This is a genomic window from Pseudomonas sp. MM227, assembly GCF_947090715.1.
Classification (GTDB): domain Bacteria; phylum Pseudomonadota; class Gammaproteobacteria; order Pseudomonadales; family Pseudomonadaceae; genus Aquipseudomonas; species Aquipseudomonas baltica.
Map to the genome: position 1 here is coordinate 1,227,476 of NZ_OX352319.1, position 24,537 is coordinate 1,252,012.

Here is a 24,537-nt window from a genome sequence, read left to right on the forward strand (position 1 = left end):
TGAAAAACGTGCGTGCCGGCGGCGACGGCACATGAGTGCGATCGCCGCTCGGTCCGGTTTCATCAGGTCCCGAGCAGCCAGTGATGTAGGGGCGTTGCGGTGTCAGATCACCTTGAAGCCGTGGGTGCCGTCCCTGGCCAGTTGCTCGACCAGGCCGAACTCCCAATCCAGGTAGCCTTGCATGGCTTGGCGAGGGTTGTCGGTGCCCTCGTAGGGGCGCCGGTAGCGGTCGCTGCGGGGCACGGCCAGATGGCGTTCGCCGGCTTCCACCGGCAGGCCCTGGGCCACCCAGGCGGCGTTGCCACCTTCGAGGAGGAACACCGGTTTGCCGGTCAACGCCTGCAGATCGGCCACCGCGAAGCGTGCCAGCAGGCCGCTGCCGCAGGTCACCACGTAGCGTTCGGCCACGGGTACGTTCTCCAGGGCCTGGGGCAATTGCGCGCGCAGTGCCCAATGGGCACCGGCGATATGACGTTGCACGTGGTTGGCGCTGCTGGTGAAGTCGAACACCTGGGTGTTGCCCTCGCGTTGCCACCGAGCGAGCGTTGCCGGGCTGATCGTCTCGGCTTCCGGCAGGGTCGGCAGGGGCGTCTGCCAGGCGCCGTCGGCCGTGAAATCGCTGGACTGTGCATCGTCCAGCACGAACACGTCCCAACCCATCTGGGCCAGCCACGACGCGCTCATGTTGGCGCGTACGCCGTCGTCGTCCACCAGCACCAGCCGCGCACCGCGCACGCTGGCGAAATGATCGGTTTCCTGCACCAACTGGCCGCCCGGGGTGGAGCGCGCCGCAGGCAGGTGCCCGGCCGCGTATTCTTCCGGGGTGCGCACGTCGAACACATAGGTGGTGCGGCCCTGTTCGGTTTGCCAGCGGGCCAGCGCTGCAAGCGTCGCGCGTTGCACACCGGCCCTGTCCGCGACAGCGCGTGCCGACTGCGCCGCTGCCGCGCGGGTGTGCTCGGCGACTTCGCCGAAGCGACGTTGCTGGCCATGTTCCAGTGCCTGACCGGCGAGTGTCCAGCCAATGGTGCCGTTGCGCAGCGCCGACACCGGGTTGGGAATGCCCGCATTGACCAGCGACTGCGTGCCGATGATGCTGCGGGTGCGACCGGCGCAGTTGACGATCACTCGGGTCTGCGGATCGGGCGCCAGTTCGCGGATGCGCAGCACCAGTTCGGCGCCCGGCACACTGATGCCGCCCGGAATGCTCATGGTCTGGTATTCGTCGAAGCGTCGTGCGTCGACCACCACCACGTCGGCCCGGCTGTCGAGCAGGGCCTGCACGTCCTCGGCCGCCAGTGAAGGCGTATGCAGCAGGCTTTCGACCAGCTCGCCGAAGGCCTTGCTCGGTACGTTGACGTCGCGAAACAGCTCGCCGCCTGCATCGTGCCAGCCGGCAAGCCCGCCTTGCAGCAGCGCCACATCGGTATAACCGAGCGCTTGCAAGCGTTGCGCGGCCACGGCGGCAAGGCCTTCGCCTTCGTCATAGACGGTGATGGCCGTATCGCGGCGCGGTACCCGGGCGTAGATGTCCAGTTCCAGCCGGGACAGGGGGATATTGGCGGCGAACAGCGGGTGAGCCTCGGCGAAAGGCGCCTCTTCGCGGACATCGATCAATGCCACTTCCTGGCCGTCCAGCAGTGCCTGGCGCAAGGTGGAGTAGGGGCGTACGGCAATCTGGCTCATGCAGGTGAACTCTCTTTTGGCTGGCGCTCTTTGGACAAGTCCCAGAAATTGGGGATACCGGCATTGGAATAACCGGAAATGAATGGCTTTTCTTCGCCGCTTTCGCTGTACACAGCGCGCGCTACCGCGCCGATATTGGCGCCGTAGACATGGATGCTGATGGACACCCGATCGTGGAAGGCATTGCTGACTTGATGGATGTCGCCGATGCTGGGTGATACCGCTTCGACCTGGCCCGGCCCGAGGCGGATCGGCGCGCCGTCGGGCACCAGGCGCCCATCGGCTTCGCGGCTGAAGCCTTGGGAAAACTCGGCACCGCGCAACATGCCGATCAGGCCCCAGACGCGATGGTCATGGATCGGTGTGCTCTGCCCAGGGCCCCAGATGAAGCTCACCACGGAAAAGCGCTGGCGGGCGTCGGCGTGCAGCAGGAATTGCTGGTAGCGTTGCGGATCGGGCTGGGCAGCGATGGCCGGCAGCCAGTCGTCGTGGCTGACCAGCCGCTGCAGCAGCACTGCGCCTTGTTCCAGCACCGCCGGCTCGCTGGGTTCGCGATCCAGCAACTCGGCCAGGTCGCCGACGAACTGGCGAAAGCGGTCATAGCGCAGTGGATGAGTCATTTCAGTAGCCCTCGAACAGATTCGTTATTACCCTAGCAAAGGGATTAAGCTTCCCGAAATTCAATTTGTTCATAAGCTAATATGCGAAAAGCGAATGAAGATAGATGACATCCAAGCGTTCCTGGCAGTCGTGCGCCTGCAGTCCCTGAGCGTGGCCGCCGAATCCCTGCAGCTGACTCAGTCCGCCGTCACCCGGCGCCTGCAAAGTCTCGAAGAGTCGCTGGGCGCAATTCTGCTCGACCGGCACACCAAGCCGATGAAACCCACGGCCATCGGCCTGCGCGTGTATGAACGCTGCCAGGGCGTGATGCGCGAGGTCGATTCGCTGCACGAGCTGGTGGCCGAAGACGCAGCGCCCTCCGGCAATCTGCGCCTCGGCGTGCCGCAGACGGTCGGTGACGCCGTGCTGCTCGATGCCCTGCAAGCCTTGAAGCAGCGCTTCGTCGATTTGCACGTGCAGGTTGCCCACGGCTGGGGTGGACAGCTGGTCCAGCGTATCCAGCACCGTGAGCTGGATGCGGCTGCGGCGCTGTTCCCGGCAGGCAAGGTGTTTCCCGACGGCGTGGTGGGTCACTCGCTGGCACGCATGCCGCTTCTGGTGGTTGGAGCCAAGGGCCTGGATTTCGGCAAACGCTGCAAGCTGGCCGACTGCCAAGGCGAAGGTTGGGTGCTGAACCCCGACGGCTGTGGCTTTCGCGCTGGTCTCTCGCACGCCCTGGCCGAGCAGGGCCTGAGCCTGAAACTGAACCTGGAGACCTTCGGCACCGACCTGCAATTGGGCCTGGCGGCCAGCGGCATGGGCCTGGGTCTGGTCCCGGCACCGCTGTTGCAGCACAGTCGCCACCGCGAACAACTGCAGGTTCTGCAGGTGGCGGATTTCAAACCCATGGTCGACCTGTGGCTGGTGCATGCAGCGTTCGTCGGCAACCTGCAAGGCGCGATCAGGCTGTTCGGGGAAAGCGTCGCGTACGGGATGAATACGGACTGATGTGGCGAGATGTGTGCGAGTTTCGCATATTAAGATATGCCTAAAATGAGCTTTACTCATGTAATGGGGATTAGGTAGATTGGCCCAAATCAATCTGCCGTGCGGTGAGTCGCGCCGTCGCCGGCCTGCCGTTATCGAACGGCACGACGGAGTTTTCCCATGACCGCACTCGACCCCATCGCCCTTGCCGCGCTCACCGAACGAATGGCACTGCACGCCGAGCGCTACGACCGCAGTGGCGAGTTCCCCCATGACAACATCGACCACCTGCACAGCCTCGGCCTGCTCGCGCTGACCGTGCCCACGGCCTATGGCGGCGGCGGGGCCGACCTGCCCACGGCGCAGAAAGTGGTGGCGGCAGTCGCCAAGGGCGAGCCGGCGACGGCGTTGATCCTGGTCATGCAGTACCTGCAGCAGGCCCGCCTGCACCAGAGCGAGCGTTGGTCTCAGGCATGGAAGCAGCGCCTGGCGCTGGACGCCGTGGAAAGCGGGGCGCTGATCAACTCGCTACGGGTCGAGCCCGAACTGGGCACGCCGGCCCGCGGCGGCCTGCCCAACACCGTAGCGCGACGTACCGCCGAGGGCTGGCGACTGGACGGCCGCAAGATCTATTCCACCGGCAGCCACGGCCTGACCTGGCTGCTGGTGTGGGCGCGCAGCGATGATGACGATCCGTTGGTGGGTTCCTGGCTGGTGCACCGAGACACCCCCGGAATCACCATCGAAGACACCTGGGACCACTTGGGCATGCGTGCCACGTGCAGCCACGATGTGGTCTTCGACGACGTGCTGGTGCCGTTCGACCAGGCCGTCAGCGTGAGTCCGGCCAGCACGCCGCAGCCGGAACTGGACGGCGAAGGCCTGCTGTGGATGGCGGTGCTGATGTCCAGTGTCTACGACGGCGTGGCCCAGGCCGCACGTGATTCGTTCATCGATTGGCTGCAGCACCGCGTACCGGCCAATCTCGGTGCCGCCCTGGCGACGCTGCCGCGCTTCCAGGAACGGGTCGGCGAGATCGACAGCCTGCTGCTGGCCAACCAGGCCCTGTTGCAATCGGCCGCCGAAGGCCGCCTGCCCGCCGAGCGCTGGCCCGCCATCAAGTACCTGGTGTGCAACCAGGCCATACGCGCCGTGACCCTGGCCATCGAAGCCGGCGGCAACCCGGCGCTGGACCGTCGCAACGCGCTGGAAAGGCACTACCGCAACGTGCTCTGCGCGCGCATTCACACGCCTCAGGATGACAGCGCCCTGGTTGCAATAGGGCGTCAGGCGCTGGCGCTCTGACACCCATCAACGGGCTCACGAAATTTTCATGTGCCGCTGATTACAGTGGCGTCCCTTGTTGGGGAGTAGCCTGCTCTGGACCTCGGTCCAGCGCGTTCGTGTCAACATTCTCGGCTGCCTGCCGTGGCACGAACACCTTGTGGTTGGTGAGACCAACGATGCATCCATGCCTAAAGCCGGGCGTGTGGTCGCGTCGTTGACTCATAGCCCGGCTGGATCTTCGACCGTGAACCCCATTTCCATCATCTTCGTCGCCCTGGCGATGTCCACCGACGCCTTCGCCGCCGCCATCGGCAAAGGCGCGACACTGCACAAACCGCGATTCACGGAAGCACTTCGTACGGGTGTCATCTTCGGTGCTATAGAGACCATCACCCCCTTGATAGGGTGGTTCATAGGCCAGGCGGCGACTGAGTACGTTCAAGACTTCGACCACTGGATCGCCTTCGTGCTATTGGTGGGACTTGGGCTGCACATGATTTACAACGGCGTCAAGGATGAAGCCCCTGAAGAAGACAAGCCGCAACAGCATTCCTTTGCCATTCTGGCCGTCACCGCCTTTGCCACCAGCATCGATGCTCTTGCGGTTGGCGTAGGCCTGGCCTTCGTCGACGTGAACATCTGGATTGCAGCCGCCGCCATCGGCGTGGCGACCACGGTCATGGTCACGATCGGCGTGATGCTGGGTCGGGTACTGGGCGTCGTGGTGGGCAAGCGCGCGGAAATCGTGGGCGGCATCGTGTTGATGCTGGTCGGTGCGGTGATTCTCTACGAGCATTTGTCTGCGGCGTAATCGGAGCAGTGGACTGCTCATGGGCTGCGTTTTCCGGCCCGGTTGGCGGCGGCAGGTGAGGGGCCGCCGCACAGATCCTGGGAGTGCGTCGTTGGATTACTCGCCCGGCGCCCACACCTCCACGTTCACCGCATCGATCCGCTTGGGAATCAGCTTCTCGTCGTGAAAGGCATCGGCGATCTTCTGCTGCTCGGCCAATCCTTCGCGGGTGACGGGCTGCACATCGTAGCTGCGGCGGGCGTTCGCCTGCTGCACCACTGCCGGGTCAAGATTGCCCCAGAGCGGACCCAGAATCGCGGCGGCGTCGGCCGGGTTCGCCTTGACCCATTTGCCAGTTTCGGCCAAGTCGTCGAACACCGTTTTCAGGATCGCCGGGTTGGCCTTCGCATAAGGCGTGCCTGCCAGATAGTAGCGCTTGTACGAGGCCAGGTTTTCGCTGCCCGCCAGTACGCGGGTAGGTTGGTGCTGCTGCGCGGCACTGAGGAACGGTTCCCACGCCACCCAGGCATCCACCTTCTGGTTTTCGAAAGCGGCGCGGCCGTCGGCGATGGTCAGGTAGGCCGGCTTGATGTCAGTGAACGTCAGATCACCCTTGCGCAAGGCCGCCAGCAGCAGGTAGTGAGCCCCTGCCGCCTTGGTGACTGCTACGGTATGGCCACGCAGGTCTGCCAGCGATTTGAGCGGCGAGTCCTGCCGCACCAGAATCGCCTGGGCCTGCGGTGAAGCCGATTCGGACGCGTAGTAGGTGAGCTTGCCGCCGGCAGCTTGAGCGAACACCGGCACCGTGTCGGCAACGTCTGCCGACAGGTCGACGTTGCCGACGTTAAGCGCTTCGAGCAGCGGCTGGCCACTGGCAAATTCGTGCCAGCTGACGCGCACGCCTTTGTCTGCCAGTTGCTTCTCCAGCGTACCTTGCTGCTTGAGCAGCACCATCAGCGTCGAGGACTTCTGGTAACCGATGCGCAGCTGGGTTTCTGCCGCTGCCGAAAAGCTGAAGGCAACGCCGAGCGCAACGCTGAGGCTGGCGGCAAGCAGGTGCCGCGGGGTGAAGAGGGTGGACATGGTTTCAAGTCTCGTCTCCGACGCATCCGCGGGGCGCGGTCGGCTCGAAGAGAACGGGGAAGGGCATGCCGGTGATCCGGTGAAGCGACTATAGAAGAACAGTTCAACGCACGGTAATGGCGTTTAGTTATCAGCTTATGCAGCCTCACCGGCCAAACTGATTCGCACTGCACTTCACCCGCCGGTTCTTTATCGATGCGAAAGGTTCTCAGTAGGCGCCTGTCATCTTCGCATATACAAATTTCTCTTTTAAAAACATACACGTACCTATCACTTCTGTCAGGCGACGTCCAAGGAAACATTACCTAGTGTGGCGGCTTCACTGCGCAGCCCGTTCGCGGGCCTGCGCCGAACAGCCAAGGTAGATAGCCATGAAAGATGAAACGCCGGCGGAACGTACCCTATCCGCACATTTGAAGAATATCGCCGTCAATGCCGAACAGCACCAGACCCTGTCCAAGGTTCAAGGCTGCACGGCAATGGAGATCGCTCAAGGCAGCGTCGACGACCTGATCAAGCTCGGCAAGGGTTTTGACGTAGATCAAGCGCAAGCCTTGCATCAGCGCGCCAGCTCGGTGGCCGTGCTCGCAGCGCGACAGATGCGCGAACAACGCCTCAAGGCCAGCGAGCCGGCTTCGGCGGCCATGGCCCGCAGCGGCGTCCGTGCGCTGGTCGACGGCCCCAGCTTCGAAAGCCAGTTCACCCCCAGTTGGTCGAGCAACTGCATGCCCGGCGCTATCGAGGCAACCTCCTCGCCTGCGGCTTATCTGACCAGTCTTTACCGTCTTGCCACCCAGACCATCGAGCCTCTGGCAATCGAAGGTGAAGCCATCACGCTGGCCAAGCGTCGTCCCGATCTGGTTGACCTGACCTTGGACCCTGTGAGCCTGGAGCGCGTCGAGCCGACTGTAGTGATCGTCAATGAGATTCTCGAGCGCGCCGCGCGCGAGTTTCTGGACGGCCGCAACCGCAGCGAAGAAGCGGTAGACGATGTACTGCTGGCCACCCGTTATCCTTTCCAGTTGCCGTATGAGCGGTATCAGGCGCAGATCAACCATGTGCTGCAGCGCAAGCGCTACCAACTGGGTGACGTGGTTCGACAACTCGATCCCAAGTTCCCCTATTTCAAGGAGCAAGGGTTGCATTCGGCGGCCTCCGACGATGCCCTGCAACTGGACGCCGCGTTTGGCCCCGAGCAGCGCGCGCTGCTGCTGGAAGCGCCTTATTTTCCGCTGACGAACCTGGCCCGCAAGGCCCCAGGCCTCCAGCGCCAGGCAGCCATGGCCGTGGCTCAGGCCAGCTTCTACAACCGTCACTACGGTGTTGCCAACGCCGAGCCGCTGGTGGATATCCCTACCTTCTGCAAGCGCACGGGCATCAACCAGGCGCAACTGGAAGACCTACTGTCCATTGAAACGCGCGCACCGGTGGCTTCGCCCAATGTGGCCGGGTTGGCGCCGGCATCGCCTGCCGTGGTCGGTTCCAGCTACATCAACGCGGGTACCGCGCCGACCTTGGGCGTGGTCAGTGAGGGTGGGGCGATGCACCGTTTCATCGGCCACACCGATGGCCATTTCGACCGCCTGCAACGCATCATTCGTCTGTCGCGCTGGATGGAGCTGAGCTTCGCCGACATCGATCTGCTGCTATCGGCAGCCTTCAAGACCGAGCACGGCAAGACCCCGCACGCTTTTCAGATCACCGAAAACACCCTGCGCATGCTGGGTCTGTTTCGCCAACTGCAGCGCGATTTCAAGGTAACCGCTGAAGACTTTTCGGCGCTCGTTCATGGCGTAGGCCTGTATGCGTGCGGCAGTGACACGCCGCAGTTCGATCGCATTTTCAATGCCAGCGGCCTGTTTGAAACGCCGTTGTGTCTGGACGACAGCGTATTTCCAATCGTCCCGGCGACGGAGAATCAGTACCGCAAGGTCGATCATCTGTGCAGCGCGCTGGGCATCAGTTTCGAAACCTACGTCTATATCGCTCGCTACATCGCTCAGGGGCTCCACAGTCAGGGCAACGAAAGCATGGCTGACTTCGATATCAACAGCTTGCGGTGGTCCCACGCTGTAGTCTCGGCGTTCTACCGCCTGGTGAAGCTGCCACGCTATCTGGGCATTTCGAGTATCGAGGCGATTGCCTTGCTGCAATTGATCAACCAGAGCGCCAACCAGTACATCAACCGCCTGGCGCAGCCCCGGCTTGCCGTGCATCAGCACTCGGAAACGACTGACACCCTGAGTGTGATCCAGTCCTTGGCCGATGTGATCAAGTGGTGCAACACGCATCAGTTGTCGGTCAACTGGTTGTATCAGCAGGTCATGCCACTGACTCCCGTTGCGGCAGCGACCGAGCACGAGATCGATCTGCTCAAGCAGATTCAATCACGTATGGGAGCGGTATTGGTCAGCCAGGCGACCTTCGTCGAAGCAGGTGCACCGCAGTATTCAGCGGGTGATGCGCCAACTGCGATTGACTGGCTGGCTGAATTCGAAGCGCTCGTTTCCGGTGACGGCCTGATCATTGATCGCAGCATCATGGCCCCCGAGTACGAGGACGAAGCCTACTATACCGAGCGGCTGCTGGAGCTGATCGATCGCGTGATGAGCCGCCATGGCGTCACAGCGATCTCCGACCTGCGCATCAAACTGTTCAGTGTGGTGATGGACGCCCGTGCCGCTCAGCAGAGCCTGGTTTGGGAATGCCTGGCCAGCACCTTGAAGGTGACTGCCGAGCAGTGCCGCGAGCTGCTGCTGTGGGCGCGTGGCACGACCTATCAGTTGCTTGCCGAAGTACTGCGGGTGTTCGCCATCGAGGGGGGCGCCGGTGTCGCGGTGCCCGTGGGCGATGAAGTGCTGACCATCCTGGCACGTCTGGCCCGCCGGGCAGCGATCGCGCAACAGCTGAACGTCAGCGCCATGGCCTTGCGCAGTTTTGTGCGTAACCCTGAGTGGTTCGGCCGCCCGGCGCAAGTTCGCCGAACCAGATCCGCCACCTGGTCGATCGACGACATCGGCTTTGCAGACCTCTACAGCCTGGTGCAGTACCAGCGAGTGGTGAAATTCAGCCGTCGCGGTGAGCAGGAGTTGCTCGACTACCTACAGCTGGTGAACAGCCTGCCCCAAGAGCTCAGCGATGCCGATGCCGAACTTGTGCGCGAAGATGCTGCGGGCAAGATCGCCGGATTTATCGGCTTCGGCACTCGCGACATTCTGCAAACAGCCGCGCTGTTGGCTGACAACGGGATTCTGCTGACGGTGCTGGAACTGGATCACCTGATCCGTATTCGCGAGTTCTGTAACGAGCTGCAATTGGGCACCACGGCAGTGGTCGACCTGAGTCGGCTGCGCAGCGACAGTTCGCGCAACGACTACCGGGCCGCTGGCGAGGGTGCCTTGGCCAGCTTGACCGCCAGCCTGTCAGGTGAAGGCAAACAAGTGGAAGGTGAACTGGGGCAAAGCGAGTCTTCATGGATCATTGTCGACCGTGAGCTGTTGGTGGCCAGGACCGACGAGGTCGCACGCTTCACCATTACCGTCAGAAACTTCCTGGGCCAGCCGATGGGTGGTATTCGAGTCGCCTGGCGTACCAGCCTGGGCGAACTGCAATTACCCGCGATGACGGAAACCGACGCCAATGGCGAAATGACCGCGACCCTGATGGCTGGCGATGAGATGGGCACCGCTCAGGTCACCGCCACCTACGGCCTGGACCGGCAGATCCAGGCGCCGCTGGTGCGGATCGATTGCGATGAAAGCACCCTTGACTTCATCGAGGTGCCCCATTACCCGAATCCTGCCGAGGCGCTGGCGGGTGACCGTGAAGAAATCGAGTTTGCGGTGGAACTCGTGGATATGCATGGCAACGTGGGTCGCGATCGTGTGGTGCGGTGGGAGACGGACCTGGGTCAATTCCTGCGTCCGCAGACGCGCACCGATAGCGAAGGCCTGGCGTATGCGACGTTGCACAGCCAGCCGTCGGGTCCGGCCAGCGTGGTAGCGGTGTTCGAGTTCAACGGTAACGAGCACGCGTTTCAACCCGTCAGGTTCCTGGAACAGCCTTACTTTCAATACATACGCTTCGCGAGCGCCATCGCGGCGACCCAGCCAGTAGAGGTCACTTGCCGCATTATCAACCTGGATGAAACGCCTGTAACCGGCGCCACAGTGACTTGGGGTTGCACCGTCGGCGGCTTTGATCAGCAAGCTACGAGCATCACCGATGGGCAGGGTATTGCCCGCATCAATTTCACCGCAGCCCAGGCAGGGTCCGTGATAGTGAGCGTTGATGCCACTGTGTCGGACACCCAATTGCGCCCCCTCGCCAGTGCTGCGACGCCTATCTTCGAGCTGCCAAGACTGGTCGAACATGCACCATTGGAGCAGATTTTCGGCATCGGCCAGTCACGCCCAGCGCAGTTCCGTGTACGCCTGGAGCCAGCATTGAGCCGCTACCCCGTGACGTGGCACCAAGGCAGTAGGGAGCTCGGAACCAGCTACACCGATAGTCAAGGTTGGACCGCATTCGAATATCGCTTCGCGGCGGGTGATCACGGCCAGAAAGTGGTGACAGCGCGAACCATTGGGGTAAACAACGCGGCTGATTTCGCAGTCGCAGTCATGCACGCTCACGAATCTTTACAAGTGTCGTCGCTGGGTGAAACGGGTGATCTGTTGAATCATTCTGATGGCAGCTCGTTCGTCATGGGGCGTGGTGGGCAGGGAGCATTGAGCGTACGTGCTGTCCGTGGGGATATCGGCGATGATCGTGCATGGGTGCAATGGAGCTTGGTTGGCGGCGCTGCCGACATGCAAGGAATTGTCATTTCACCTGCAGCGGGCGAGAAAGCCTATGCCGATGAGCAAGGGCACATGCATTTTGATTTCAATGGGGAGTACGCCGATTTCAAAGAAGGTGGTGCAGCGGATAACGTGCTTGTCTTGAGATTCGAGAGCAATTTGGGTGTCATTGAAACCCGAGAAGTGCATGTGAAGGAGATCGTGACACTTGGCATCTTTCAAGCTTGGAGGCAGCATGACTACCTAAATACCCACGGGCTCAGTGTCCAGCTGAACTCGCAAAGTGGACGTCCGCTGATAGGCGGCACGGTGCACTTCAGGCAAACGGATGGAAACCCCCGGAAAGACCTCTATTACCAAACAGTGCTGGGGGCTGTGCTTACAGAGGAATCTATACCAGTAATAACCGCTGGGATAACACGCTTACTGTACGCCCGGATACCTGCGCGGTGTTCAGGGACGGAATGAACACTGTTGATCATGTGAACTTTGTTATCCCCGAAGACCGGCGAAATCTGCCGGCGGCGTTCAGAACTGTGGCCAGTAGCAGTGATTCACGCGTACGGTTCGAAGGAAACATTGCTTATGTTCCCAAACGCGCCGAAGTGCCGATGACGGTCAGGGTTCTGTACGGTAACGAACCCGTGCTGGCTATAACTCCTGCTGGCTATAGGGTCGTCTCGACACCTGGAACCTGCGGCCCGGATGGCTACATGGAATTGATGCTGTCCGAGACTCAAACCAGTCCGTACAGCGTGATGGACAATTTCGTAGGCTACGAAATCATGAAGATCATTCCGGAATAAAAGTGTCTGGTTGATCAATTGTATTGCCCTTATTATCGAGATATTATCGTGACCGAGTTCACTGCTGCTCTATTTTCCGCACACCGCGACGCACTGGTCGCCTATTACCTAGGCCAAATAGTTCCGGAACACCCCGTGCCCGGCGCTCGCCGTCTGGAAACCCCTGAGGACTTGTACGAATACCTGCTCATCGACAACCAGGTCAATGCCCCTGTCGATACCAGCCGTATCGCCATGGGCATGGCCAGTCTTCAGCAATACATTCATGCCATCTACAATGGGATGGAGCCTGGCTATCGTGGAATTTTCGACAAGCAGGCGCAGCAACACTGGCGCGAAAGCAAGAGTGAATACGCTATCTGGGCGGGTAATCAGATGTTGCAGGATTACCCCGAGAACTACATCGAACCCACACTACGTCTCAATCAGACGCAGGCATTCACGGAATTAACCAACGACATCAATCAGAGTCGTCCGTCCAAAGATTCCGTGCAGCACGCATTGCGGCACTACTTGAACAAGTTCGAACACTTGAGCAATCTGAACGTGGTGGCCGGCTATATTGATGGCGTGGACTTTCGTAATGCCGATTACTACTTTCTGGGGCGGCAGAACGTCGAGCCCTATCAGTATTTCTGGCGCAAGGCCCAGGTACGTTTTGGCGAGGCCACCGGCCAGGCCGAAGGTGACGATTACCTGAGCCCCACTGCCTGGAGCGAGTGGTTGCCGGTAAACATCCCTTCGGGAAGCGAGATCCTGCACATCAGGCCGCTACTACTGGACGGTCGTTTGTATGTCGCGTGGATCAGCCAGCAAGAAAAGATGCGCGAACGCCCCGACGGCGACGACGTGGTAGGTACCCACGAGTCCGTGCCAAGTTACAGTCTGAACGTTGCCTACCAAATGATTGATGGCAGTTGGTCGCCAGCCATGGTCACGGTGCTCATGGATAAGCGTAAATACGATCCAGACGCCGACTATTTCGTGGCCTTTGTCAGCGAGGCCGATCCAGACGACAAGAAAATTGTCTTTGCATATGGCGTGACCGATGCAGACCAGCCTGATTATGAAGGATTGATTTTCGATGCGCGGTTCAATGTGCTGTTTCACGATGTCGTGAACCACACTGGCGTCAGCGGTTATCTGGGAAAAATGCTCAATGCCTTGCAGCATTTCTCCAACGCAGATAATTCGTTGCAACATCCGCTGGCCAGCGACCGCTGGACCCACCCTGCAGTGACTCAAGGCTATGAAGAGGCTTATCATAAAGTTGGCGCTTTGAGTGGGTGGATGCGGTTGGTGACGTGGTTCTGCATCGATAAAGAAGGGCGCTACTGCCTGCGCGTTCGTGGTCAAGTCACTAAAGCCTTCATCAACGCCACGACAGAACGCCCGCATAACGCCCATTTAATTTTGAGCTGTTATGTCAGCGGGGTGCAAAAGGCGGGGGCAGAGTTCCGCGACATCGCCCTGAACGGCAATGCCTGGACGCCGGATGTCATGTTTGTTTTTGGCGCACAACCTGGGGACATTCCGTCCACGATCGACATCAGCTTTGGCGACGTGGCGAGCACACCTTCGCGGGATCATTATGTGGTCACGCTCAATGCCTTGCCCGAGGCTCGTCCCAAACTGCGTCACGAGGCGACTGGAGGGCAGTTTCTCGACTTGACCGCGCTGCGGCTGACTGGACTGCAATACGTCCGCCTCAATACGCTGTTTGCCCGAGACCTGGTTGCCAAGGCAAACGTGTCGGTAGATGCCGTACTCAACTGGTCCACCCAGCATATGCAGGAACCGCCGCTTCCGGGTAGCACTGCGGTGAGCTACATGGACTTCCATGGCGCCAACGGACGATATTTCTGGGAGCTGTTTTTCCATGTGCCCCATGCGGTCGCCCAACGTCTGCACAACGAGTTCGATTTCTTCGGTGCCGAAGAGTGGCTCCACTACATCTTCAACCCGCAAGCCAAGATCAAGCCCACCCAGCCGCCCAGCCCCTTGTACTGGTCGGTGCGCCCTCTAGAGGAGGCCAGCAGTGGTGACTATGAAGTGGTCGGTATCACCGATCCCGACGCGATCTGCTATTCACATCCAGAGCACTACCGCAAGGCGATCTTTACCTTGTATGTGCGCAACCTCATGGCCTATGGCGATTCCCTGTACCGTCGCCTGACCCGCGACAGTTTGAACGAGGCGAAGCTGATGTGCGTGCGTGCGCTCTCGTTGATGGGTAACAAACCGGACAACCGGATGGTCGGTCGCTGGGAACCTGTCAGCCTGGGCGTGGCTGCTGAAATGAACGGGCAAACGTTCGCACGCTACGAACATCCACTGAGCGCACGCTCGCTACCCGCCATACAGGGCGAGGATCGGCCGTGGTTCGAACTGCTCGACTCCGAACGTTTCCGCCTGCCGGTCAACACCCAGCTGCTGGATATCTGGGACGACATTGCGCGGCGACTCGAGAACCTGCGCAACAATCTGACCATCGACGGCAAGCCGCTGCTGTTGCCGCTCTATGCTCCGCCGGTGGACCCGAAAATGCTGCTGCGCGCGCAGAACAGCGCCAGTGGGCTGGTACAGCGCAGTGTCGGTGGCATGGCGCCGATTCCGCCGTATCGCTTCCGCGCGCTGCTGCCGCGGGTGCAGAATGCGGTGGAGACCCTGATTCGTTTCGGCGAGCAGGTACGCACTTACCGTGAGCTCAAGGATCGTGCCGAGCAGGAAGAACTGCAACAGTCCCACGTCCTGGAGCTGTCGCAGTTTGGGATCAAGCTGCAGGAATTGGCGATCGACCAAGCTGACGCAGGTCTGGTGGCATTGACCAGCAGTCGCCAGGTCATCAAGCAGCGCTTCGACTACTACTCAAAGCTGGCCGAAGAGAACGTTTCGTCGGCAGAGGAGCGGGCCAAGGACCTGAACTTGAAGTCCGCCATCGCCAGCGCAGGCACTCAGGCCCTGGAACGTGTCGCCGGCGCGGTGAATATGGGCTCGGTGATCGTAACGGCTGTGGGCGGTGGACACACCCGTGCCGGTTCGGCCGTCCAGGCTGTGGCCGTGGTTGCCGGAATGGCAGCCGATTCCATGCGTATCAATGGCGAGATGCTTTCCATCAACGAGCAATACCGGCGTCGCCTGGTCGAGTGGGAGTTTCAGCGCGACCAGGCGTCGGCCGAGCTGTCGGCGGTGGACAAGCAGATCAATGCCCAGAAGCTGCAGATAGAATCCGCTCGTGAGCAACTGGCCCATGCCGTACGCAGCGAACAGCAGTCGCAGGACTACTATGCATTTCTGAAAACCCGCAGCACCAATGCCGGCCTGTACCAATGGCTGCTCAGTCAGCTGTCGACCTTTTACTTCCAAGCGTACGATGCGGTTGTCGCGTTGAGCCTGAATCTGGAAGCCTGCTGGCAGTATGAGCTGGGTGATTTCCAGACTCGATTCATCCAGCCCAACGTGTGGTTCGAAAACTACTTCGGCCTCACCGCCGGCGACGCGCTGAAGCTGCAACTGCTGCGCATGGAGGCGGCCTACCTGAAACGCAATGAACGGCGTCTGGAGCTGACCAAGACCGTTTCCCTCAAGTCTCTGTTCGAGAAGATAGGCAGCGAAGAGCGCTGGGAGATGGCGCTGACCCAGCTCAAGGAGCGCGGGGAACTGACGTTCGACCTTCACTGCTCGTTGTTCGACGGCGATTACCCGGGGCATTACCTGCGGCAGTTGGTCAGCGTCTCGGTATCACTGCCGGTTGTGGTCGGGCCCTATCAGCAGATCCATGGCGTGTTGACCCAAGTGTCCAGCAAAACCGTGACCAAGGCCGACCTGCGGGCGATGAATTCGCTATACGGCCTGCCGGATGCGAACACCCAGCATATCCTGTTCAACCCCCGTGCCAGCCAAAGCATCGCCCTGTCCTCTGGCATGGACGATCACGGCCTGTTCATGCTCGACTTCAACGACGAGCGCTACCTGCCGTTCGAGGGAACTGGCGCGGTTTCCAGCTGGCAACTGAAATTCCCTCGCCACGATCGTGCGCCTCAAAGCGCAATGCTCGATACCTTGACTGATATCATCGTCAACCTGCGCTACACCGCAGTGGATGGTGGGCCAGGGTTCGCCAGTCAAGTGGAGGGTCTGCTGGATCACATGTGATCTGATCCCACCTGGCTGAAACGACAAAGGGGTCGCTCGATGAGCGACCCCTTTGTCGTTATGCATCCGGCGTCCAGTCAGTGGCGAGCTTCCTGCCCCGACATCGCCATCAATTGCTTCTCCTGATTCCAGTCGAACGGTTCGTCGTTCTCCTCGGCTTCGAAACGGCGCTCTTCCAGCGCCTGGTACAGCGCGATTTCTTCGTCGGGCATGTAGTGCAGGCAGTCGCCGGCAAAGAACCACAGCAGGTCGCGCGGCACCAGGTGGGCAATCTGCGGGTAACGGGTGATCACCTGGCACATGATGTCCTGGCCCAGGTACTGGCTTTCCACCGGGTCGACCGGCAGTTGCGCGCGCAGCTCATCGAAGCGCTCGAGAAACAGCGCGTGGCTTTCCTCAGGGACCTGCTCCGCCTCGCCCAGAGCCACGAGGATGCTGCGCAGATGGTCCAGCAGGACAAGGTGGTGTTCGAGATGGTTAATGGCCATGGTGGGGTCCTCTTGAGCGAAACGGGCGCGGGAGTATAAAGCTCCACGCGCCCGCTGTCTTTTCGCAGATACTCAGCGGACCTTGTCCGCAGTGGGCAGCAGCTCTTCCTTGCTGAAGTCGTCGACGTCGATCACCTTGCGCCGCGCAGCTTCTGCCTGGTGCAGGGTCTGCGCCTCGGCGGGTTGCAGCACGCCGGCGTGCAGGGCTGCATCGATCAGCGACTGGCCGGGTGTAGCGCTGAATTGCCGCGCCTTGTAGGCCTGTTGCAGTTTCCTGTGCAGCGGCTGGCTGTCGCGCAGCAGGTCGAACGCCACTTGCAGCGCGCCGACCGGATCGTCCGCGCCCTGTGGGCGGTAGCAGCCAGCGAGCAGCTCTTCCAGCGCCGGGTCACCCTTGTGGCGACCCGTGATGGCAGCCACTTCGGCTTCCAGCTTGTCGCAAGGCCCAGTGTGTCGACGACCGAACGGGAAGACTACGCCACGCAACAGATACCCGAGTGCCTTGCTGGGGAAATTCTTCAGGATGCCATCCAGCGCGTGCTCGGCCTGGCCCAGGCTTTCTTCCATGGCCCAGCGCAGCAGGGGCCGCAGGTGCTCGGGCGAGTTCTGGTCGTGATAGCGCTTGAGCGCGGCAGAACTCAGGTACAGGTAACTGAGCACATCGCCCAGACGCGCCGACAGCCGCTCGCGACGCTTCAGCTCGCCACCGAGCAGCATCATGCTCAGGTCCGCCAGCAGGGCGAAGGCAGCTGCCTGCCGGTTCAGGGCGCGGAAATAGCCTTGGGCAAGACGGTCACCCGGCGCTTGTTCGAAGTGGCCCAGGCCCAGGTTCAAGACGAAGGTACTGGCCGCGTTACCGACGGCGAAGCCGATGTGCTTGAGCAGCAGCGCATCGAACTCCAGCAGTGCCTGAGCCTGGTCTTCGCGGCCAGCCAGGGCCATTTCCTTGAGCACGAACGGATGGCAGCGGATGGCACCTTGGCCGAAGATCATCAGGTTGCGCGACAGAATGTTCGCGCCCTCCACGGTGATGAAGATCGGTGCGCCTTGCCAGTTGCGACCCAGGTAGTTGTTGGGGCCCATGATGATGCCCTTGCCACCGTGGACATCCATGGCGTGGGTGATGCAATCGCGCCCGCGCTCGGTCAGGTGGTACTTGAGAATGGCCGAAAGCACCGAGGGTTTCTCCCCCAGGTCCACCGCATTGGCGGTCAGCATGCGGGCGCTGTCCATCAGCCAGGCGTTGCCACCAATCCTGGCCAGGGATTCCTGAATACCTTCGAAGGCCGCCAGCGGGACGTTGAACTGCTCGCGAATCTGCGCGTATTGGCCTGTGACCAGGCTGGTGTACTTGGCGGCACCGGTGCCGACTGCCGGCAAGGAGATCGAACGACCCACCGACAGGCAATTCATCAGCATCATCCAGCCCTTGCCCAGCATCGGCTGGCCGCCGATGAGGTAGTCGAGGGGGATGAACACGTCCTTGCCCGAATTCGGCCCGTTCATGAACGCAGCGCCGAGTGGCAAGTGGCGACGACCGATTTCCACACCCGGTGTGTCGGTCGGAATCAGCGCCAGGCTGATGCCCAGGTTTTCCTTGTCGCCCAGCAAGTGCTCGGGGTCGTGGGCCTTGAAGGCCAGGCCAAGCAGGGTGGCGATCGGACCCAGGGTGATGTAGCGCTTTTCCCAGGTCAGGCGGATGCCGATGACTTCCTCACCTTGCCACTGGCCTTTGCAGATGACACCGACGTCGGGCATCGCGCCCGCATCCGAGCCTGCCAGGGGGCCGGTCAGCGCGAAGCAGGGGATGTCGTCGCCCCGTGCCAGGCGAGGCAGGTAGTGATTGCGCTGCTCGTCGGTGCCGTAGTGCAGCAGCAGTTCAGCGGGGCCGAGCGAGTTCGGCACCATGACGGTAGACGCGAGGTCGCCGCTGCGGGTTGCCAGCTTCATCGCCACCTGGGAGTGGGCGTAGGCCGAAAAGCCCTTGCCGCCATATTCCTTTGGAATGATCAGGGCGAAAAAGCCATGCTCTTTGATGTGGGTCCAGGCGGCCGGCGGCAGGTCCATGTCCTGACCGATCTGCCAGTCGCTGACCATGGCGCAGAGCTCCTCGGTCGGGCCGTCGATGAATGCTTGCTCTTCTGCGCTCAACTGCACCTTGGGGTAGGCCAGCAAGGTGTTCCAGTCGGGCCGGCCGCTGAACAGTTCGCCATCCCACCAGACCGTGCCGGCGTCGATGGCATCGCGCTCAGTGTCGGACATCGGCGGCAGGGTCTTCTTGAACCAGCGAAACAAGGGCGCGCTGAAATGCTTGCGGCGCAGCTCTGGCAGCAGCAATGGCAGCGCGCTGGCAATCAGCAACAGCCAGAGCAGCGTCAGCAACCATCCAGGCGCGTGACTGGCCGCGCCCATGATCACCAGAAACACGGCGACGATACCCATGGCGGGCAGGGCGGCAATGCGCCGATGAGCCAGCCAGGCGATGCCGACCACGAGGGCGACGATCCACAACAACAACATAGTGTTTTCTCCGTGTAAGCCAGGCGGGACGAACCACCTGCAGTTGCCGTCGACACGGGGCGGCAGACGGGAAAACGGTGGCCAGGCACGTAAGCTTCGGTGTGGGACAGATCCGGTACTTGCCTGGATAGTGACCGTTGCAGGGTAGGGGAGTTCGCGGCGCAGAAGGCCGCAGGCAGTTGCCCGGAACGTTCGCTGGCCGCTGTGGCCCTATCTGCATGGGCGCTCGCGGCACGCGTGGGACTGATGTGCACTATCGACAACAGTCACTTTACGGGGGCGGTCACCGCGCCCATCATGGAGTCAGCTGTTACACATCTGGTTGCAAATCATCGCAGTCGCCCTTACTTCATCACCACTCTCAACACGGCGTATAGACCCCTTATGAGTTCTGCTCTGTCCATTCGACAGTTGACCAAGACCTACGGCAACGGGTTTCAGGCCCTCAGCGGCATCGACCTCGACGTAGCGGAAGGCGACTTCTTCGCACTGCTGGGCCCCAACGGCGCAGGCAAATCGACCACCATCGGTATTCTTTCCACCCTGGTCAACAAGACCAGCGGCACGGTCAACATCTTCGGCAACGACCTGGACCGCCAGCCGGCAGCGCTCAAGCGCAGCATTGGCGTGGTGCCTCAGGAGTTCAACTTCAACCAGTTCGAAAAGACCTTCGACATCGTTGTGACCCAGGCCGGCTACTACGGGATTCCGGCCAAGGTCGCCAAGCAGCGTGCCGAACAGTACCTGACCCAGCTGGGGCTGTGGGACAAGCGCGATACGCCGTCGCGCTCGCTGTCGGGCGGTATGAAGCGGCGCTTGATGATCGCACGGGCGCTGATCCACGAGCCGCGCCTGCTGATTCTCGATGAGCCCACCGCCGGCGTCGACATCGAACTGCGGCGTTCGATGTGGGGCTTCCTCACCGAGCTGAACGAAAAAGGCATCACCATCATCCTCACCACCCATTACCTGGAAGAGGCCGAGCAGCTGTGCCGCAACATCGGCATCATCGACCACGGCACCATCGTCCAGAACACCAGCATGCGTGAACTGCTCGGCACCCTGCACGTGGAGACCTTTCTGCTCGATCTGGGCCAGCCGCTGAACGCGGCGCCGCAGCTGCAAGGCTACCCCTGCACGCTGGTCAACCCGCAGACGCTGGAAGTGCAGGTCGACAAGGAGATCGGCATCACCTCGCTGTTCGGCCAGTTGGCGCTGTTGAACATTCCGGTGTTGAGCCTGCGCAACAAGACCAATCGCCTGGAGGAGTTGTTCGTGTCTCTGGTGGAGAAGAATCTGAGGAAGGTTGCGGTATGAGTTCCGAATTCCAGGCCAATGTGGTCGCTCTCAACACCATCGTCTACCGCGAAGTGCGGCGCTTCACGCGGATCTGGCCGCAGACCCTGCTGCCGCCAGCCATCACCATGGTGCTGTACTTCGTCATCTTCGGTAACCTGATCGGCAAGCAGATCGGTGGCATGGGTGGCTTCAGCTACATGGAGTACATCGTGCCGGGGCTGATCATGATGTCGGTGATCACCAACTCCTACGGCAACGTGGTCTCGAGTTTCTTCGGCGCCAAGTTCCAGCGCTCCATCGAAGAGCTGATGGTTTCGCCACTGTCGCCGCACACCATTCTGATCGGCTATGTCGCGGGTGGGGTGTTGCGCGGCTTGATGGTCGGGATCATCGTCACCGCACTGTCGTTGTTCTTCACCGATCTGCAGGTGCATCACCTGGGCATCACGGTGCTGGTGGTGCTGCTGACCGCCACGATCTTTTCCATGCTGGGCTTCGTCAACGCGGTGTTCGCGCGCAACTTCGACGACATCTCCATCGTGCCGACCTTCGTCCTCACACCCTTGACCTACCTGGGTGGGGTGTTCTATTCGATCAGCCTGCTGCCGCCTTTCTGGCAGACCGTGTCCCTGGCCAATCCGGTGCTGCACATGGTCAATGCCTTCCGCTACGGCATCCTCGGCGTGTCGGATATCAGTATCGGCGTGGCGGTGGCATTCATGCTGGTGGCCACGGTGGTGCTGTACTTCGCCTGCGTGAAGTTGCTGGTCAGTGGTCGCGGCATGCGCAGCTGAGTTCCCCCGGCCGGACCGCAAGGCCCGGCCATGTCGTTTCTCGACGGTTCAAGGTCGTAGGTGGAGCATGATCATCGGCGCGCGAAGTCGATGATCAGGACGCCAACATATGCCGTGCGGCATTCGTCGCGCGCAGCCTTATCGGGGAAGCAGAATGAACATGAAGAAAGTTCTCGGAGCCAGTGCTGCTCTGGTTCTGGCCATGGGATGTAGCTGGGCCAGCGCTGCCGCCAAGGAAGTCACCATCGGCTACGTCGACGGATGGTCGGACAGCGTCGCCACCACCCATGTCGCCGCCGAAGTCATCAAGCAGAAACTGGGCTATGACGTGAAGCTGCAGGCAGTGGCCACCGGGATCATGTGGCAAGGTGTGGCCACCGGCAAACTCGATGCGATGCTTTCTGCCTGGTTGCCGGTGACCCACGGCGAGTATTGGGCCAAGAACAACGACAAGGTGGTCGACTACGGTCCCAACTTCAAGGACGCCAAGATCGGCCTGATCGTGCCTGAATACGTCAAGGCCAAGACCATCGACGACCTCAAGACCGACGACACCTTCAAGAACCGCATCGTGGGCATCGACGCGGGTTCGGGCGTGATGCTCAAGACCGAACAGGCGATCAAGGACTACGGGCTGTCGAACTACAAACTGCAGGCCAGTTCCGGTGCCGGCATGATCGCGGAACTGACCCGGGCCGAAAACGCCCAGCAATCCATTGCCGTGACCGGGTGGGTGCCGCACTGGATGTTCGCCAAGTGGAAACTGCGCTTCCTGGAAGACCCGAAAGGTGTGTACGGCGCGGCCGAAACCGTCAACAGCATCGGCAGCAAGGGCCTGGACAAGAAGGCGCCTGAAGTGGCTGCCTTCCTGAAGAAGTTCCAGTGGTCGTCCAAGGACGAGATCGGCGAAGTCATGCTGGCCATCCAGGACGGTGCCAAGCCTGATGCCGCCGCCAAGGCCTGGGTCGACAAGCACCCTGACCGTGTGGCCGAGTGGACCGCCAAGTAACCAAGTAACCCCCAAAAGGGCCGCCTGTAGGAGCGGTCATCGGCCGCGAACCAGGCGCTGCGGAGCACCAGATACAGCACTGCACCATTCGCGGCCACGGACCGCGCCTACGTCGAATTGTGAAAAGGTCGCCCATGGGCGACCTTTTTTCGTTTCCAGGCCCCGATCTACTACTAAGGTCGTCTGGAGTGCGCTCCAGAGCAGCCTAAAGTGGAATACGTTCTATCCATCTATGCTGCGAGGACAAAAACAATGAACGACAGCATTTACCTCTCGATTCAAAACAGCCCACGCTTCAAGGAGCTGGTGAGAAAAAGAGAGAAGTTCGCCTGGATACTTTCAGCAATCATGCTTGGACTGTATTCGGCCTTCATCCTCTTGATTGCCTACGGCCCGCACATCCTGGGCGCCAAGATCAGTCCTGAATCGTCGATCACCTGGGGCATTCCCATCGGTGTCGGCCTCATTCTTTCCGCCTTCGTGTTGACCGGTATCTACGTCAAGCGCGCCAATGGCGAGTTCGATGACCTGAATCGCCTGATCCTGCAGGAGGCCAAGCAATGATGCGGCGTCTATTGGCAACAATGGGCGCATTCGCCCTGGCTCCAAGCGTGATGGCGGCCGATGCACTGACCGGCGCGGTGCAGAAGCAGCCGCTCAACGTGGCGGCGATCATCATGTTCGTGCTGTTCGTCGGTGCCACCCTGTGCATCACCTACTGGGCCTCCAAGCGCAACAAGTCAGCCGCGGACTACTACGCCGCCGGCGGCAAGATCACCGGTTTCCAGAACGGCCTGGCAATTGCCGGCGACTACATGTCGGCGGCGTCCTTCCTGGGGATTTCCGCGCTGGTGTTCACCTCCGGCTACGATGGCCTGATCTACTCCATCGGCTTCCTGGTGGGCTGGCCGATCATTCTGTTCCTGATCGCCGAGCGTCTGCGCAACCTGGGCAAGTACACTTTTGCCGACGTGGCGTCCTATCGCCTGAAGCAGAAAGAAATCCGTACCCTGTCGGCCTGTGGTTCGCTGGTGGTTGTGGCGTTCTACCTGATCGCGCAGATGGTAGGTGCCGGCAAGCTGATCCAGCTGCTGTTCGGCCTCGACTACGCCGTGGCCGTGGTTCTGGTGGGTATCCTGATGTGCCTCTACGTGCTGTTCGGCGGCATGCTGGCGACCACCTGGGTACAGATCATCAAGGCGGTATTGCTGCTGTCCGGTGCGTCCTTCATGGCTCTGATGGTGATGAAACACGTCAACTTCGACTTCAACGTGCTGTTCTCCGAAGCCATCAAGGTGCACGCCAAGGGTGAAGCCATCATGAGCCCCGGTGGGCTGGTGAAAGATCCAATCTCGGCCTTCTCGCTGGGCCTGGCGCTGATGTTCGGTACGGCTGGCCTGCCGCACATCCTGATGCGCTTCTTCACTGTTTCCGATGCCAAGGAAGCCCGCAAGTCGGTGCTCTACGCAACGGGCTTCATCGGCTACTTCTACATCCTGACCTTCATCATCGGCTTCGGCGCGATTCTGCTGGTCAGCACCAATCCGGCGTTTAAGGACGCTGCCGGTGCCTTGCTCGGTGGTAACAACATGGCCGCAGTGCACCTTGCCGATGCGGTCGGCGGCAGCATCTTCCTCGGCTTCATCTCGGCCGTGGCCTTCGCCACCATCCTGGCTGTGGTGGCCGGCCTGACCCTGGCCGGTGCTTCGGCGGTGTCCCACGACCTGTACGCCAGCGTCATCAAGAAAGGCAAGACCAACGACAAGGACGAGATCCGCGTTTCCAAGATCACCACCGTCTGCCTCGGTGTCCTGGCGATCGGCCTGGGTATCGCGTTCGAAAGCCAGAACATCGCCTTCATGGTGGGCCTGGCGTTCTCGATCGCGGCCAGCTGCAACTTCCCGGTCCTGCTGCTCTCGATGTACTGGAAGAACCTGACCACTCGCGGCGCCATGATCGGTGGCTGGATGGGCTTGATCAGCGCCGTGACGCTGATGATCCTCGGCCCGACCATCTGGGTGCAGATTCTGCATCACGACAAACCGATCTATCCCTACGAGTACCCAGCACTGTTCTCGATGGCCATCGCCTTCATCGGTATCTGGTTCTTCTCGATCACCGACAAGTCGGCAGCCGCTGACGAAGAGCGTGCGCTGTTCTACCCGCAGTTCGTGCGTTCGCAAACCGGTCTGGGTTCCAGCGGGGCAGTCTCCCACTGATACCTGCACCAC

16 protein-coding genes are annotated in these 24,537 nt (G+C 61.0%); 11 read left to right on the plus strand and 5 right to left on the minus strand.

The window, feature by feature from the left end:
* Positions 1-102: 102 nt before the first annotated feature.
* Both ONG87_RS05535 and ONG87_RS05540 read right to left on the minus strand, forming a co-directional pair.
* Positions 103-1,686: a rhodanese homology domain-containing protein gene (locus ONG87_RS05535; protein WP_122479285.1), complete on the minus strand. Its 1,584-nt coding sequence runs from the start codon at positions 1,684-1,686 to the stop codon at positions 103-105.
* On the minus strand, positions 1,683-2,306 hold the full coding sequence (locus tag ONG87_RS05540; RefSeq protein WP_122479284.1) for a cysteine dioxygenase: 624 nt from the start codon (positions 2,304-2,306) through the stop codon (positions 1,683-1,685). Before ONG87_RS05540 ends, ONG87_RS05535 begins: the two co-directional genes overlap by 4 nt.
* Positions 2,307-2,400: 94 nt before the next feature.
* Here ONG87_RS05540 and ONG87_RS05545 point away from each other — a divergent pair, with 94 nt between their 5' ends.
* The 3 genes from ONG87_RS05545 (at position 2,401) to mntP (ending at position 5,371) form a co-directional block, all read left to right on the plus strand.
* Positions 2,401-3,294, plus strand: coding sequence for a LysR family transcriptional regulator (locus ONG87_RS05545; RefSeq protein ID WP_264382363.1), 894 nt, complete (start codon positions 2,401-2,403; stop codon positions 3,292-3,294).
* 159 nt (positions 3,295-3,453) lie between these two features.
* On the plus strand, positions 3,454-4,578 hold the full coding sequence (locus ONG87_RS05550; protein WP_264382364.1) for an acyl-CoA dehydrogenase family protein: 1,125 nt from the start codon (positions 3,454-3,456) through the stop codon (positions 4,576-4,578).
* A gap of 226 nt (positions 4,579-4,804) precedes the next feature.
* Positions 4,805-5,371: a manganese efflux pump MntP gene (mntP, locus tag ONG87_RS05555; RefSeq protein WP_192057570.1), complete on the plus strand. Its 567-nt coding sequence runs from the start codon at positions 4,805-4,807 to the stop codon at positions 5,369-5,371.
* A 96-nt stretch (positions 5,372-5,467) separates the two neighbouring features.
* Here mntP and ONG87_RS05560 read toward each other — a convergent pair whose 3' ends face one another.
* Positions 5,468-6,433: an aliphatic sulfonate ABC transporter substrate-binding protein gene (locus ONG87_RS05560; RefSeq protein ID WP_122479280.1), complete on the minus strand. Its 966-nt coding sequence runs from the start codon at positions 6,431-6,433 to the stop codon at positions 5,468-5,470.
* Positions 6,434-6,804: 371 nt separating this feature from the next.
* On the opposite strand from ONG87_RS05560, the gene ONG87_RS05565 reads away from it, so the two are divergent.
* From ONG87_RS05565 to ONG87_RS05575, 3 genes are read left to right on the plus strand one after another with little or no spacing between them, the layout of a single operon-like run.
* Positions 6,805-11,703 (plus strand): Tc toxin subunit A, encoded by a 4,899-nt coding sequence (locus ONG87_RS05565; RefSeq protein WP_264382365.1) that lies wholly within the window; start codon positions 6,805-6,807, stop codon positions 11,701-11,703.
* Positions 11,700-12,041 (plus strand): hypothetical protein, encoded by a 342-nt coding sequence (locus ONG87_RS05570; protein WP_264382366.1) that lies wholly within the window; start codon positions 11,700-11,702, stop codon positions 12,039-12,041. Before ONG87_RS05565 ends, ONG87_RS05570 begins: the two co-directional genes overlap by 4 nt.
* Before the next feature lie 48 nt (positions 12,042-12,089).
* Complete coding sequence (locus ONG87_RS05575) at positions 12,090-16,196, plus strand: neuraminidase-like domain-containing protein (protein WP_367400457.1); 4,107 nt, start codon at positions 12,090-12,092, stop codon at positions 16,194-16,196.
* Positions 16,197-16,273: 77 nt separating this feature from the next.
* On the opposite strand, the gene ONG87_RS05580 is transcribed toward ONG87_RS05575, so the two are convergent.
* Complete coding sequence (locus ONG87_RS05580; protein ID WP_122479277.1) at positions 16,274-16,684, minus strand: PA2817 family protein; 411 nt, start codon at positions 16,682-16,684, stop codon at positions 16,274-16,276.
* Between the two features lie 72 nt (positions 16,685-16,756).
* Entirely contained in the window at positions 16,757-19,204 is a 2,448-nt protein-coding gene (locus tag ONG87_RS05585) for an acyl-CoA dehydrogenase (RefSeq protein WP_264382368.1), read from the minus strand.
* Between the two features lie 384 nt (positions 19,205-19,588).
* On the opposite strand from ONG87_RS05585, the gene ONG87_RS05590 reads away from it, so the two are divergent.
* From ONG87_RS05590 to ONG87_RS05610, 5 genes are all read left to right on the plus strand, one after another.
* Entirely contained in the window at positions 19,589-20,521 is a 933-nt protein-coding gene (locus ONG87_RS05590) for an ABC transporter ATP-binding protein (protein ID WP_122479275.1), read from the plus strand.
* Positions 20,518-21,297: an ABC transporter permease gene (locus tag ONG87_RS05595; RefSeq protein WP_122479274.1), complete on the plus strand. Its 780-nt coding sequence runs from the start codon at positions 20,518-20,520 to the stop codon at positions 21,295-21,297. Before ONG87_RS05590 ends, ONG87_RS05595 begins: the two co-directional genes overlap by 4 nt.
* Before the next feature lie 154 nt (positions 21,298-21,451).
* A complete protein-coding gene (locus ONG87_RS05600; RefSeq protein ID WP_264382369.1) occupies positions 21,452-22,306 on the plus strand; it encodes a glycine betaine ABC transporter substrate-binding protein in 855 nt (284 codons plus the stop codon).
* A gap of 252 nt (positions 22,307-22,558) precedes the next feature.
* The gene (locus ONG87_RS05605) at positions 22,559-22,870 is read left to right on the plus strand and encodes a DUF485 domain-containing protein (protein ID WP_122479272.1); all 312 of its coding nucleotides are present in this window, start codon (positions 22,559-22,561) and stop codon (positions 22,868-22,870) included.
* Positions 22,867-24,525 (plus strand): cation acetate symporter, encoded by a 1,659-nt coding sequence (locus ONG87_RS05610; protein WP_185793918.1) that lies wholly within the window; start codon positions 22,867-22,869, stop codon positions 24,523-24,525. Before ONG87_RS05605 ends, ONG87_RS05610 begins: the two co-directional genes overlap by 4 nt.
* Positions 24,526-24,537 lie beyond the last annotated feature (12 nt).

Coding starts and splice junctions, on each gene's coding strand:
- ONG87_RS05600 (WP_264382369.1), top strand. CDS start 21,452: ATGAACATGAAGAAAGTTCTCGGAGCCAGTGCTGCTCTGGTTCTGGCC.
- ONG87_RS05540 (WP_122479284.1), bottom strand. CDS start 2,306: ATGACTCATCCACTGCGCTATGACCGCTTTCGCCAGTTCGTCGGCGAC.
- ONG87_RS05595 (WP_122479274.1), top strand. CDS start 20,518: ATGAGTTCCGAATTCCAGGCCAATGTGGTCGCTCTCAACACCATCGTC.
- ONG87_RS05605 (WP_122479272.1), top strand. CDS start 22,559: ATGAACGACAGCATTTACCTCTCGATTCAAAACAGCCCACGCTTCAAG.
- ONG87_RS05590 (WP_122479275.1), top strand. CDS start 19,589: ATGAGTTCTGCTCTGTCCATTCGACAGTTGACCAAGACCTACGGCAAC.
- ONG87_RS05565 (WP_264382365.1), top strand. CDS start 6,805: ATGAAAGATGAAACGCCGGCGGAACGTACCCTATCCGCACATTTGAAG.
- ONG87_RS05535 (WP_122479285.1), bottom strand. CDS start 1,686: ATGAGCCAGATTGCCGTACGCCCCTACTCCACCTTGCGCCAGGCACTG.
- ONG87_RS05550 (WP_264382364.1), top strand. CDS start 3,454: ATGACCGCACTCGACCCCATCGCCCTTGCCGCGCTCACCGAACGAATG.
- ONG87_RS05560 (WP_122479280.1), bottom strand. CDS start 6,433: ATGTCCACCCTCTTCACCCCGCGGCACCTGCTTGCCGCCAGCCTCAGC.
- ONG87_RS05580 (WP_122479277.1), bottom strand. CDS start 16,684: ATGGCCATTAACCATCTCGAACACCACCTTGTCCTGCTGGACCATCTG.
- ONG87_RS05585 (WP_264382368.1), bottom strand. CDS start 19,204: ATGTTGTTGTTGTGGATCGTCGCCCTCGTGGTCGGCATCGCCTGGCTG.
- ONG87_RS05570 (WP_264382366.1), top strand. CDS start 11,700: ATGAACACTGTTGATCATGTGAACTTTGTTATCCCCGAAGACCGGCGA.
- ONG87_RS05545 (WP_264382363.1), top strand. CDS start 2,401: ATGAAGATAGATGACATCCAAGCGTTCCTGGCAGTCGTGCGCCTGCAG.
- ONG87_RS05610 (WP_185793918.1), top strand. CDS start 22,867: ATGATGCGGCGTCTATTGGCAACAATGGGCGCATTCGCCCTGGCTCCA.